Consider the following 12,291-nt stretch of genomic DNA (forward strand, 5'->3'; position numbering starts at 1 on the left):
CTCCGGACGGGGCGCGCCAGCGCGCTTCCTACAATGCCGGCCACAGCCAACCACAGTCGCGCCCCAGGTGGGCGGGCCAGGAGTGTCGAATTGCAAGGCAAGAAAGCCCAGGCCAGCGCCGTCAAGCCGGCGCAGCGCGTGATCAAGAAGTACCCCAACCGGCGCCTCTACGACACCAACACGTCCGCCTACATCACGCTCGCACAGGTCAAGCAGCTCGTGCTGGACAGCGAGCCCTTCGTCGTGCGCGATGCGAAGAGCAACGACGACATCACGCGCAGCATCCTGCTGCAGATCATCCTGGAGGAGGAGGCCGGCGGCGCGCCGATGTTCAGCGAGGCGGCGCTGGCCAACATCATCCGGTTCTATGGCCATGCCATGCAGGGCTTCATGGGCACCTCCCTGGAGCGCAACGTGCAGGCCTTCACCGACCTGCAGGCCAAGCTGGCCGAGCAGTCCAAGAACTTCACGCCGGAGATGTGGGCCCAGTTCGGGAACATGCAGAACCCGCTGATGCAGGGCGTGATGGGCAGCTACCTGGAGCAGTCCAAGACCCTCTTCGAGCAGATGCAGGAGCAGATGCAGAAGCAGACGGAGCAGATGTTCGGGGCATTCGGCATCAAGCGGTAGGGTCCCTTCGACAAGCTGGGACAATGCGGCCCCTATGAGCGAAACCGCTGTCCTGCCGAACACCACTCCCGCGCCCAAGGTCGGCTTCGTGAGCCTGGGCTGCCCCAAGGCCCTGACCGATTCCGAACTGATCCTCACCCAGCTCTCGGCCGAGGGCTACCAGACGTCCAAGACCTTCGAGGGCGCGGACCTGGTCATCGTGAACACCTGCGGCTTCATCGACGACGCCGTCAAGGAAAGCCTGGACACCATCGGAGAGGCCCTGGCCGCCAACGGCAAGGTCATCGTCACCGGCTGCCTGGGCGCGCGGGCGGGCGCCTCCGGCGACAACCTGGTCCGGCAGATGCACCCCTCGGTGCTGGCGGTGACCGGTCCCCACGCCACCCAGGAGGTGATGGACGCGGTCCACGAGCACCTGCCCAAGCCGCACGACCCCTTCATCGACCTGGTGCCCGGCGCTTTCGGCGAAGCCGGGGTCAAGCTCACGCCGCGCCACTACGCCTACCTCAAGATCAGCGAAGGCTGCAACCACCGCTGCACCTTCTGCATCATCCCGTCCATGCGCGGCGACCTGGTCAGCCGCCCCATCGGCGACGTGCTCAAGGAGGCGCGCGCACTGTTCGAAGGCGGGGTGAAGGAGTTGCTGGTGATCAGCCAGGACACCTCCGCCTACGGGGTGGACACCAAGTACCGCACCGGCTTCTTCGACGGCCGGCCCGTGCGCACGCGCATGCTCGAGCTCGCGCAGGCGCTGGGCGAGCTGGCCGAGCCGCACGGTGCCTGGGTGCGGCTGCACTACGTGTACCCCTATCCCTCGGTCGATGAAGTCATCCCGCTCATGGCCAGCGGTCGCGTGCTGCCCTACCTGGACGTGCCCTTCCAGCACAGCCACCCCGACGTGTTGCGCCGGATGAAGCGGCCCGCCAGCGGCGAGCGCAACCTGGAGCGCCTGCAGCGCTGGCGCGAGGCCTGCCCGGAGCTGGTCGTGCGCAGCACCTTCATCGCCGGTTTTCCGGGCGAGACCGAAGCCGAGTTCGAGCACCTGCTGGACTTCATGCGCGAGGCGCGGATCGACCGGGCCGGCTGCTTCGCCTACAGCGACGTGGCGGGCGCGGTCGCCAACGAGCTGCCCGGCATGCTGCCGCTGGAAGTGCGCGAGGAGCGGCGCGCGCGCTTCATGGCCGTGGCCGAGGAAGTCTCGGCCGCCAAGCTGCGCGAGCGCGTGGGGGCGACCATGCAGGTGCTGGTGGACTCGGCCCCGGCGCTCGGCCGCAAGGGTGGGGTGGGGCGCAGCTATGCGGATGCGCCCGAGATCGACGGCGTGGTGCGGCTTCTTGCGCCGCAGAAGATCAGCAAGCAGCTGAAGGTGGGCGAGTTCACGCAGGCGCGCATCGTCGACACGCAGGGCCACGACCTGGTGGCGGTGCCGGTCTGACGCGGCGTCTCGCGCGGAAAGAACAAGCCGGCTCGCGCCGGCTTCGGACCTGGGCCTTTGCAGGCTTGGAATTCACAAGCCCGGGAATCACGAGTCCGGGAATCAAGGGCCCGGGAATGACGAGCCCGGAAACAAACAAAGCCGGCGAAGCCGGCTTTGATGTCTTTATCATTGGTGCCCAGGAGAGGACTCGAACCTCCACGATGTTACTCGCTAGTACCTGAAACTAGTGCGTCTACCAATTCCGCCACCTGGGCATTTCAGGAAAAACAAGATTGTATATCAAGAACACAGCCGCTCCCGACAAGAACCTGCTCGAAGAAATCGAGGGCGTGATCCAGGGGCATCGCGACGGTCATGGCTTCGTCGTGCGCGATGACGGCGAAGCCGACATCTACCTGCCTCCCAACGAGATGCGCGCCGTCCTGCACAAGGACCGCGTCAAGGCCCGCGTGGTGCGCCACGACCGCCGCGGCCGCCCCGAGGGGCGCGTGGTGGAGATCGTCGAACGCCCCCCCAGTCCCATCATCGGCCGCCTGCTGCACGAAAGCGGCGTCTGGCTGGTCGCGCCCGAGGACAAGCGTTACGGCCAGGACGTGCTGATCCCCAAGGGGCTCACCGGCACGGCCAAGCCCGGGCAGGTGGTGGTGGTCGAACTCACGGAACCGCCCAGCCTCTACGGGCAGCCGGTGGGGCGGGTCAAGGAAGTGCTGGGCGAGATCGACGACCCCGGCATGGAGATCGAGATCGCCGTGCGCAAGTACGGCGTGCCGCATGTCTTCTCCGACGCCTGCATCGCCCAGGCGCGCAGCCTGCCGGACAAGGTGCGCCCGCAGGACAAGAAGCGGCGCGTGGACCTGACCGACGTGCCGCTGGTCACCATCGACGGCGAGGACGCGCGCGACTTCGACGATGCCGTCTACTGCGAGCCCGCCAAGGTGGGCCGCGGCAAGGGCTGGCGCCTGCTGGTGGCCATCGCCGACGTGAGCCACTACGTGGAGACCGGCAGCGCCATCGACATCGACGCCTACGAGCGCGCCACCAGCGTGTACTTCCCGCGCCGCGTCATCCCCATGCTGCCGGAGAAGCTCTCCAACGGCCTGTGCTCGCTCAATCCCGACGTGGACCGCCTGTGCATGGTCTGCGACATGCTGGTCACGTCCACCGGCGAGATCCAGGCCTACCAGTTCTATCCGGCGGTGATGCACAGCCACGCCCGCTTCACCTACACGGAAGTGGCCGCCATCCTGGCCAACACGCGCGGGCCGGAGGCGCAGCGGCGCCGCGATCGGGTGCAGGACCTCATGCACCTGCACGACGTCTATGGCGCCCTGCTCAAGGCGCGCCAGACGCGCGGCGCGGTGGATTTCGAGACCACCGAGACGCAGATCGTGTGCGACGAGAGCGGCCGCATCGAGCGGATCGTTCCGCGCGTGCGCAACGATGCGCACCGCCTCATCGAGGAGGCCATGCTGGCGGCCAACGTCTGCAGCGCCGACTTCATCCAGCTGGGCAAGCACCCGGGCCTGTACCGCGTGCACGAGGGGCCGACGCCGGAGAAGAAGGAGATCCTGCGCAACTACCTCAAGGCACTGGCGGTCGGCCTGTCCATCTCCGACGAGCCGCATCCGGCCGAGTTCCAGCGCATCGCCGCCGCGACCAAGGACCGGCCCGACGCGCAGCAGATCCACACCATGCTGCTGCGGTCCATGCAGCAGGCCATCTACACCCCCATCAACAGCGGGCACTTCGGCCTGGCCTACGAGGCCTACACCCACTTCACCAGCCCCATCCGCCGCTATCCGGACCTGCTGGTGCACCGCGTGATCAAGGCCATCCTGAGCCGCGAGCGCTACGCGCTGCCCGCGCTGCCCACGCCGGGCGAGGCGCAGGAGAAGCTGGCCCGCCGGCTGGCGGCGCGCGTGGCTGCGCCCGGGCAGAAGCCGCGCAAGGCGGCCGCGCCGCCCAGCCGCGAGGTCCAGGCCTGGGAGGCCGCCGGCCTGCACTGCAGTGCGAACGAACGCCGCGCGGACGAGGCCAGCCGCGACGTGGAGGCCTGGCTCAAGTGCAAGTACATGCGCGAGCACCTCGGCGAGGAGTATTCCGGCGTGGTCACCGCGGCCACCAGCTTCGGCATCTTCGTCACGCTGGACGCCATGTACGTCGAAGGACTGGTGCACATCACCGAACTCGGCGGCGAGTACTTCAAGTTCGACGAGGCGCGCCAGGAGCTGCGCGGCGAGCGTACCGGCATCCGCTACGCCATCGGCACGCGGGTGCGCGTGCAGGTCAGCCGCGTGGACCTGGACGGGCGCAAGATCGACTTCCGCCTGGTGCACGACAACGAGGACCTCGCCAGCCGTGCCATGCGCGACAAGGGCGTCACGTCGTCCGGCGGCAAGTCCCGCGACAAGGCCGCCGGAAAACGCGCCGCGAAGTCCGCAGCCGAGCCCGGTGAGCAGGCGCGCTCCCCGATCCAGGCTTTGAAGGCCGCGGTCAAGAAGGCCGCGGGCAAGAGCAGCGGCAAGTCGCGCAAGTCTCGCCGATGACGCATCCACGACACGAACAAACAAGAGGAGATTTTCCATGGCAGGCCAACCCAGGATCGCGATCGTCACGGGCGGCGGCACCGGCATCGGCAAGGCGGCGGCGCTCGCGCTGCTCGCGGACGGCTGGCACGTCGCGCTGGCCGGCCGCCGCCGCGAGGTGCTTGAGCAGACCCTGGCCGAGTGCGCGGCCGACCGCACGCTCATCGTGCCCACCGACGTCACCGACCCGGCCTCCGTGAAGGCGCTCTTCGAGACCACCGTGCGCACCTGGGGCCGGGTGGACCTCCTGTTCAACAATGCCGGGATCGGCGCGCCGGGCGTGCCGCTGGAGGACCTGTCCCTCGACGACTGGAAGCGCGTGGTGGACACCAACCTGAGCGGCATGTTCTACGGCATCCAGCAGGCCTTCCGCGTGATGAAGACGCAGTCGCCGCGCGGCGGGCGGATCATCAACAACGGCTCCATCTCCGCCCATGCGCCCCGGCCCAATTCCATCGCCTACACCGCCACCAAGCATGCCGTGGCGGGCCTGACCAAGGCGGCCTCGCTGGACGGCCGCAAGTGGGACATCGCGGTGGGGCAGATCGACGTGGGCAATGCCGGCACCGAGCTGGCCATGCGCATGACGCAGGGCGTGCCGCAGGCCAACGGCGAGATCGCGGCCGAGCCGCTGATGGACGTGAAGCTGGTGGGCGAGTCGGTGCGCTACATGGCCAGCCTGCCGCTGGAAGCCAATGTGCTGTTCCACACGGTGATGGCGACCAAGATGCCCTTTGTAGGAAGGGGCTGAGCCTCAGTCGGGCGCGATCGAGCGGGCCAGCGCCGCAGCCGTGAGCGTCTCGCCCGCGGGCCAGTGGTCCGCGAGCTCGCCATGCGCATGCACCGCGTCACACGCTGCCGCGAACGGCGCCTGTCCCCGCGCCATCCGCGTCGCGACCATCCCGGCCAGCACGTCGCCCGTTCCGGCGATCGCCAGGCGGGCATTGCCGGTCGGGTTGATGCGCGGCACCTCGCCCGGTGCGGCGATCACGCTGCCGGAGCCCTTGAGGACGACGACGCAGCCGAAGGCCTCGACCAGCTTGCGCGCCGCGCTCAGCCGGTCCTGCTGCACTTCGCCGGCCGTGAGCTGCAGCAGGCGCGCGGCCTCGAGGGGGTGCGGCGTGATCACGCTGGGGCGGTCCGCCCGCCCGGAGCGCGCGCGCAGGAGCTTGCCCAATGACGCGTCGGCCGCGATGGCGTTGAGGGCGTCGGCATCCAGCACCAGCGAGCGCGCGCTGCTGATGATCCGCGGCAGCACGGCCCGCACTGCGTCGCCCCCGCCGCATCCACACACGATGTGAAGCCGGGGCAGGTCCAGGGCTTCGGGATCGCGGAACATCAGGTCGGGTTGGAAGGGGTCGAGCGTGGGCTCGCCGCTTGCCTGCAGCGGCGCCACGAAGACGCGGCCCGCACCTGCGTGCAGCGCAGCGCGCGCCGCCAGCAGCGCCGCGCCGCGCAGGCCCGCCGCACCGCCCACGACGGCCACGTCGCCCCAGCTGCCCTTGTGCGATGCATGGGGACGCAGGACCGGCTCGGGCCGTGCGCTCAGCATCGCCGAAGCCGGCTCGCTCGCGGTGACGCCCAGGTCGTCGAACCACACCTGCCCCGCCGCATCGCGGCCCTGCGCCGTGAACAGCCCGGGCTTGAGGGCCAGCAGGCTGAGCGTGTGGTCCGCGCGCACGGGCTGCTCGCCGGTGCCGGTGTCCGCATCCAGGCCCGAGGGCAGGTCCACCGCGAGCACGGGCGTTCCGGCCGCCGCCAGCGTGGCGAGCGCGTCGCGGCACTGCGCCGCGCGTCCCGCCAGCGGCCGCCGCGCCCCGAGGCCGAAGAGGGCGTCGATGGCCAGGCCGCAGCGCGGCGGCGGTGTGTCCGTGAACACCACGCCCGCATGCCGTGCGCGTTCCAGCGAGGCGCGCGCATCGGCCGGAACGCTTTGCTCGTCCCCCAGCCAGGTCACGACCGGCGAGCGCCCCCAGGCCTTCAGGTGCCAGGCCGCTTCGAGCCCGTCGCCGCCGTTGTTGCCCGGGCCGCAGGCCAGCCACACCCCCGGCTCGTGCGGGGCGAGCGCAAGCGCCAGGCGCGCGACCGCGAGGCCCGCACGCTGCATGAGGGCGTGAGGGGGCAGGCCGAGCGCGGCGGCGGATTCGATGCGGCGGATCGCCGCGATGTCGTGCAAGGCCCAGGGAGGGCCGGCGGTCACGCGTTGCATCGGACGATTGTGCCGCCCGGAGTCTTATCGACCCCACCACCTCGTGGCGCCCAGCGGCCCGAAATCGTCGTCGCCCTGGCCGTCGATGGCCTGCGCCAGCCGGCCTGCGCAGCCGAAGGCCAGCGCCCAGCCACAGGCGCCGTGGCCGAGGTTCAGCCACAGGCCCGGCAGGCCGCTGGGACCGAGAACCGGTGCCCCATCGGGCAGCATGGGACGCGCGCCTTTCCACTCCTGCACGGTCACACACTTGCCGGCCAGGCGCGCGGCAGCAGGAAACCATTCCTGCAGCACGCGGTACAGGGATTCGATCACCCGGGGATCGCGCTCGTCGGGCCGCCCGCCGAGCTCGGCCCCGCCGCTCACGCGGACCCGATCGCCCAGGCGCGTGATGAGGACCTTGTGACGTTCGTCGAACACCGCGCTTGCGGGCGCGTTCAGTGGCTCGCCGATGCGCGCGGTGACGCTGTAACCCCAAAGCGGCGCAATGGGCAGGCGCAGGCCGAGCGGGCGCAGCAGCTCTGCGCCCTGGACGCCTGTGCACAGAACCACGGCGTCGAAGCGGTGCGAGCCCGCCCCGCCATCGCCGCGTTGGAGCTGCAGCCGGCGCGGCTCGCCGCGCTCCAGCGGCAGCACCGCGCAGTCGAAGTTGAACTGCACGCCGAGCTGCTGCGCCTGCCGGCGCAGCAGCTGCGCCACCTCGCGGCTATTGGCCACGCCCTCGTCGGGCAGGTGCAGGGCCGATACGAAACGCGCCCGGGCATCCAGTGCCGGTTCGATCGTGCGCGCCTCCTCGGGTGAGACCTCCTCGTGGCGAACACCCATGGCGTCCCATTGGGCTCGCACCGCTGCGAACTGCCGGCGTTCGCGCGCAGACCTCAGCAGGACGAGCAGCCCGGGGCTGCGGTCGTAGTCGAGCTCGAGGGCCAGGGTGAGTTCGTGCAGGCGGACGCGGCTGACCTCGGCGAGCTGCTGCATGGCCTGCCGCCGCTCGTGCCATCCGGTGCCTGCGTTCGCGCGGCGCCAGTCGCGGCGCCACGCCAGCTCGCGCCAGCCGAATGGCCACCGCAGCAGCGGGGCCGGGTGCGGCTCCAGGAAGCTGCGCAGGGTCCGGGCGGAAGCACCCATCGGCGCGCCGGGCGCGAGGCAACCCGGCGCGATCAGGCCGCCGCCGGCGAAGCTCGATGCCTCGGCCACGCCGCCGCGGCGCTCGAAGACGCTCACGGCGTGGCCGCGCAAGGCAAGCTCGTAGGCCGTTGTGACGCCGACCACGCCGGCGCCCACGATGGCGATGTTCATTCAGTGGCCGCGCAGGGGAGCAAGCAGCGCTTCGAGCTGCGAGGCGATCTGCAGCACGGTGTCGTCGCGCAGCGCGCCGTGCCAGACCATGATGCCCGCGGGCAGCTCGCCCGGCACGTGGCAGGGCAGACTGATGGCGCAGCCGTCGAGCATGTTGACCACGCTCGGGTTGCGCAGCAGCAGCGCGTTGGTACGGAAGAAGGCCTGGTCCCGCTGCGCGTCGGCGGCCGGGTCGCGCCCGTCGGCCGGCGCCAGTGAGGCGATGGGCGGCGCGACCATGGGCACGGTGGGCGAGAGCAGGGCGTCGAAGCCGCCGGTGGCGCGCTCCATGTCCGCGATCCAGGCCCGCCGCGCCTTGACCAGATCGAGGTACTCCCAGGCCTTCATGCCGGCGCCGCGCTCGATGCGAAGCCGCACGCGCGGGTCGTATCGCTCGCCCTGCGTGGCCAGCAGTTCACGGTGCCAGGCGTAGCTCTCGGCCGCGGCGAAGCCGCCGCTGGCCTGCAGCCCGGACAGGCCTTGCAGGGCCTCCAGCGGAACTTCCTCGACGCGGGCGCCGCCCTCCCGCAGCAGGCGCAGGCAGCGCTCGAAAGCCCTTGCCACCGTCTCGTCCAGGTCGTCGAGCAACTGCGTGGACGGCACCCCGAGTCGCAGCGACGGCAGCGGACGCGCCTCGCGGCTCACCGTGCGACCGCTCAGCACTTCGTGCGCGAGCACCGCGTCGCGCACCGAGCGGGTGATGGCGCACACCGTGTCCAGCGTGGTGGACAGGGGCAGGGCGCCTTCGGTGGGCGTGAGGCGCGCGGTGTTCTTGAAGCCGACCAGCCCGCACAGCGCAGCAGGAATGCGGATCGAGCCGCCGGTGTCCGAGCCCAGCCCGACGAAGGCCGCGCCGCAGGCGACGCTCACCGCCGCGCCCGAGGACGAGCCGCCGGGGATGCGCGGTACATCGGTGGCGGCGGGGTTGGCCGGCACGCGGAAGTGCGGGTTCGTGCCCACGCCCGAGAAGGCGAACTCGGTCATGTGCGTTCGGCCGACCACGACGCCGCCGGCGGCCTTCAGGCGCGCGACGGCCGGGGCGTCCTGCGCGGCGGGCGGCGCGTCGCGCAGCACCTGCGAGCCGGCCGGCGTGGGCTGGCCGGCGATGTCGAACAGGTCCTTGACCGAGACCGGCAGGCCGCCCAGGGGCAGGTCCGCGGCCCCCTCGGGCGGCTGAACGGCACTGCCCTCGAAGCGCTGGAGGAAAGCGTCGTGGCAGGCGGGCGAACGGGCCGCGTCGAGGGCGGCCGAGAGGGCTTGCGGCGAGGTGAGGCGCCCGGCACGGATGGCCTCGAGCGTGTCGATGAGGTCGGTGGTCATCCGGCTGTGCGGGGGAGGGCTGTGTTAGACTCTTTGGGCTTTGCGGCTTGCCTTACCGGCAGGATCTGGCGGCCTGGCAGTCGCTGCGAAGCAAACACCCGCGAATCCCTCCCACCTAGGTGTCGGAGTCCTCTTGAGAGGCGCCGATTTCGGGGCGGATTTTAGACCCAACCTTCAGGAAACTCAGACATGTCCGCAACCATGCGCGAAATGCTGGAAGCCGGTGTCCACTTCGGGCACCAGACGCGCTTCTGGAACCCCAAGATGGCCCCGTTCATCTTCGGCCATCGCAACAAGATCCACATCATCAACCTGGAAAAATCGCTGCCGATGTTCCAGGACGCGATGAAGTTCGTGAAGCAGCTCAGCGCCAACCGCGGCACCATCCTCATGGTGGGCACCAAGCGCCAGGCCCGCGACATCGTCGCCACCGAGGCCCGCCGCGCCGGCGTGCCCTTCGTGGACCAGCGCTGGCTGGGTGGCATGCTGACCAACTTCAAGACGGTCAAGACCTCCATCAAGCGCCTGAAGGACATGAAGGCCCAGCAGGAAGCCGGCCTGGACGCCATGTCCAAGAAGGAACAGCTGATGTTCCAGCGCGAGATCGAGAAGCTGGAAAAGGACATCGGCGGCATCCAGGACATGAACACCCTGCCGGACGCCATCTTCGTGATCGACGTCGGCTTCCACAAGATCGCCGTGGCCGAAGCCCAGAAGCTGGGCATCCCGCTGGTGGGCGTGGTGGACTCCAACCATTCGCCCCAGGGCATCGACTACGTCATCCCCGGCAACGACGACTCCGCCAAGGCAGTGGCGCTGTACGCCCGCGGCATCGCCGATGCGGTCCTGGAAGGCCGCTCCAGCGCGGTGAACGACGTGGCCCGTGCCGCCTCCGAAGGCAGCGACGACGAGTTCGTCGAAGTGGAAGAAGGCTCCGGCGCCTGATCGGCCCCGGGCACCCGCTTCCCAAGGGGCTCGCGAGCCCCTTTTTTTCCATCGAGTCTGAACTGAACGCTACAGAGGAAAACGAAATGGCAGCAATCACCGCAAGCATGGTCGCCGAGCTGCGCGCCAAGACCGACGCGCCCATGATGGAGTGCAAGAAGGCGCTGACCGAGGCCGACGGCAACATGGAAAAGGCCGAGGAGATCCTGCGCGTCAAGCTCGGCAACAAGGCCGGCAAGGCCGCTGCCCGCGTGACCGCCGAAGGCGTGGTCACCGCCTTCATCGACGGCAAGACCGGCGCGCTGCTCGAGACCAACTGCGAGACCGACTTCGTCACCAAGAACGACAGCTTCCTCGCCATGGCCCGCGCCGCCGCCGAGCTGATCGCGCGCAACAACCCGTCCGACATCGCCGCGCTGGGCGCGCTGCCCTACAGCCAGGACGGCTTCGGCCCCACGCTGGAGGAAGTGCGCAAGGGCCTGATCGGCAAGATCGGCGAGAACATGAGCTTTCGCCGCTTCAAGCGTTTCGACGGCGCCAAGCAACTGGCCGCCTACCTGCACGGCACGCGCATCGGCGTGGTGGTCGAGTACGAAGGCGACGACACGGCGGCCAAGGACGTGGCGATGCACGTGGCAGCCATGAAGCCGGTGGCGCTCACCAGCGCCGATGTGCCGGCCGAGCTGATCGAGAAGGAGCGTTCGGTGGCCACGGCCAAGGCGCAGGAGTCGGGCAAGCCGGCCGACATCGCCGCCAAGATGATCGAAGGCTCGGTGCAGAAGTACCTCAAGGAGGTGTCGCTGTTCAACCAGCCCTTCGTCAAGAACGACAAGCAGAGCGTCGAGCAGATGCTCAAGTCGGCCAACACCCAGGTCAAGGGCTTCACGCTCTACGTGGTGGGCGAGGGCATCGAGAAGAAGGTGGACGACTTCGCCGCCGAGGTGGCCGCGCAGGTGGCCGCCGCCAAGTCGGCCGCCTGAGCGACCGGCGTTCCGCTGCCCGGCGCAACGCCGGGCAGCCGCTTCGATGACAGAATGCGGCGTCGCCCGGCGCCGACCGGTTGATTGCTTCAAGAGTTAGAACCTAGGAATACATCTTCATGCCCGAAGCCCCGGCCCACAAGCGCATCCTGCTGAAGCTCTCCGGCGAGGCGCTGATGGGAGACGATCCCTTCGGCATCAACCGCGCCACCATCGTGCGCATGGTCGAGGAAGTCGCCGAGGTCGTGCACATGGGCGTGCAGGTGGCGGTGGTCATCGGCGGCGGCAACATCTTCCGCGGCGTGGCGGGCGGCTCGGTCGGCATGGACCGGGCCACGGCCGACTACATGGGCATGCTGGCCACGGTGATGAACGCGCTGGCGCTGGCCGACGCCATGAACAAGCAGGGGCTGATCGCGCGCGTGATGTCCGCCATCGCCATCGAGCAGATCGTCGAGCCCTACGTGCGCCCCAAGGCGCTGCAGTACCTGGAAGAAGGCAAGGTGGTGGTTTTCGCCGCCGGCACGGGCAACCCCTTCTTCACCACCGACACCGCCGCGGCGCTGCGCGGGGCCGAGATCGGCGCCGAGCTGGTGCTCAAGGCCACCAAGGTGGACGGCGTGTACACGGCCGACCCCAAGAAGGACCCCTCGGCCACGCGCTACAGCCGCATCAGCTTCGACGAGGCCATCAGCCAGAACCTGGGCATCATGGACGCCACGGCCTTCGCGCTGTGTCGCGACCAGAAGCTGCCCATCCGGGTGTTCTCCATCTTCAAGAACGGCGCGCTCAAGCGCGTCGTGCAGGGTGACGACGAAGGCACCCTGGTTTACGCCTGAACGACCCTCC

10 protein-coding genes and 1 tRNA gene are annotated in these 12,291 nt (G+C 69.6%); 7 read left to right on the forward strand and 4 right to left on the reverse strand.

Annotated elements, in window-relative coordinates; translation table 11 throughout:
* Nucleotides 1-90: 90 nt before the first annotated feature.
* Both phaR and rimO read left to right on the forward strand, forming a co-directional pair.
* Nucleotides 91-630 carry a polyhydroxyalkanoate synthesis repressor PhaR gene (gene phaR, locus EZ242_RS09535; RefSeq protein ID WP_240787033.1) on the forward strand — a complete coding sequence of 180 codons (540 nt, stop codon included), beginning with the start codon at nt 91-93 and terminating at the stop codon, nt 628-630.
* 34 nt (nt 631-664) lie between these two features.
* Nucleotides 665-2,065: a 30S ribosomal protein S12 methylthiotransferase RimO gene (gene rimO / locus EZ242_RS09540; protein WP_135284900.1), complete on the forward strand. Its 1,401-nt coding sequence runs from the start codon at nt 665-667 to the stop codon at nt 2,063-2,065.
* 172 nt (nt 2,066-2,237) lie between these two features.
* On the opposite strand, the gene EZ242_RS09545 is transcribed toward rimO, so the two are convergent.
* A tRNA-Leu gene (locus EZ242_RS09545) sits at nt 2,238-2,322 on the reverse strand.
* Between the two features lie 18 nt (nt 2,323-2,340).
* On the opposite strand from EZ242_RS09545, the gene rnr reads away from it, so the two are divergent.
* Entirely contained in the window at nt 2,341-4,614 is a 2,274-nt protein-coding gene (rnr, locus tag EZ242_RS09550) for a ribonuclease R (RefSeq protein WP_135284901.1), read from the forward strand.
* Between the two features lie 37 nt (nt 4,615-4,651).
* The gene (locus EZ242_RS09555) at nt 4,652-5,404 is read left to right on the forward strand and encodes an SDR family oxidoreductase (protein ID WP_135284902.1); all 753 of its coding nucleotides are present in this window, start codon (nt 4,652-4,654) and stop codon (nt 5,402-5,404) included.
* A gap of 3 nt (nt 5,405-5,407) precedes the next feature.
* Here the strand turns inward: EZ242_RS09555 and EZ242_RS09560 are convergent, their stop codons facing one another.
* Genes EZ242_RS09560 through EZ242_RS09570 form a run of 3 tightly spaced genes read right to left on the reverse strand, consistent with a single transcriptional unit; the run spans nt 5,408 to nt 9,517 of the window.
* Nucleotides 5,408-6,862 carry an NAD(P)H-hydrate dehydratase gene (locus EZ242_RS09560; protein WP_135284903.1) on the reverse strand — a complete coding sequence of 485 codons (1,455 nt, stop codon included), beginning with the start codon at nt 6,860-6,862 and terminating at the stop codon, nt 5,408-5,410.
* A gap of 24 nt (nt 6,863-6,886) precedes the next feature.
* Nucleotides 6,887-8,158 (reverse strand): FAD-dependent oxidoreductase, encoded by a 1,272-nt coding sequence (locus EZ242_RS09565; RefSeq protein WP_135284904.1) that lies wholly within the window; start codon nt 8,156-8,158, stop codon nt 6,887-6,889.
* On the reverse strand, nt 8,159-9,517 hold the full coding sequence (locus EZ242_RS09570) for an amidase (RefSeq protein WP_135284905.1): 1,359 nt from the start codon (nt 9,515-9,517) through the stop codon (nt 8,159-8,161).
* A gap of 189 nt (nt 9,518-9,706) precedes the next feature.
* On the opposite strand from EZ242_RS09570, the gene rpsB reads away from it, so the two are divergent.
* The 3 genes from rpsB (at nt 9,707) to pyrH (ending at nt 12,281) form a co-directional block, all read left to right on the forward strand.
* Nucleotides 9,707-10,462, forward strand: a complete 756-nt coding sequence (rpsB, locus tag EZ242_RS09575; protein ID WP_135284906.1) for a 30S ribosomal protein S2 — start codon at nt 9,707-9,709, stop codon at nt 10,460-10,462.
* 86 nt (nt 10,463-10,548) lie between these two features.
* A complete protein-coding gene (tsf, locus tag EZ242_RS09580; RefSeq protein ID WP_135284907.1) occupies nt 10,549-11,442 on the forward strand; it encodes a translation elongation factor Ts in 894 nt (297 codons plus the stop codon).
* Between the two features lie 119 nt (nt 11,443-11,561).
* The gene (gene pyrH / locus EZ242_RS09585; RefSeq protein ID WP_135284908.1) at nt 11,562-12,281 is read left to right on the forward strand and encodes a UMP kinase; all 720 of its coding nucleotides are present in this window, start codon (nt 11,562-11,564) and stop codon (nt 12,279-12,281) included.
* Nucleotides 12,282-12,291: the final 10 nt, after the last annotated feature.

Source organism: Ramlibacter rhizophilus, from assembly GCF_004681965.1.
Classification (GTDB): domain Bacteria; phylum Pseudomonadota; class Gammaproteobacteria; order Burkholderiales; family Burkholderiaceae_C; genus Ramlibacter; species Ramlibacter rhizophilus.

Excerpts from the sequence above, each read along its gene's own strand:
- EZ242_RS09560 (WP_135284903.1), bottom strand. The coding sequence starts at position 6,862 with ATGCAACGCGTGACCGCCGGCCCTCCCTGGGCCTTGCACGACATCGCG.
- rimO (WP_135284900.1), top strand. The coding sequence starts at position 665 with ATGAGCGAAACCGCTGTCCTGCCGAACACCACTCCCGCGCCCAAGGTC.
- EZ242_RS09565 (WP_135284904.1), bottom strand. The coding sequence starts at position 8,158 with ATGAACATCGCCATCGTGGGCGCCGGCGTGGTCGGCGTCACAACGGCC.
- EZ242_RS09555 (WP_135284902.1), top strand. The coding sequence starts at position 4,652 with ATGGCAGGCCAACCCAGGATCGCGATCGTCACGGGCGGCGGCACCGGC.
- EZ242_RS09570 (WP_135284905.1), bottom strand. The coding sequence starts at position 9,517 with ATGACCACCGACCTCATCGACACGCTCGAGGCCATCCGTGCCGGGCGC.
- tsf (WP_135284907.1), top strand. The coding sequence starts at position 10,549 with ATGGCAGCAATCACCGCAAGCATGGTCGCCGAGCTGCGCGCCAAGACC.
- pyrH (WP_135284908.1), top strand. The coding sequence starts at position 11,562 with ATGCCCGAAGCCCCGGCCCACAAGCGCATCCTGCTGAAGCTCTCCGGC.
- rpsB (WP_135284906.1), top strand. The coding sequence starts at position 9,707 with ATGTCCGCAACCATGCGCGAAATGCTGGAAGCCGGTGTCCACTTCGGG.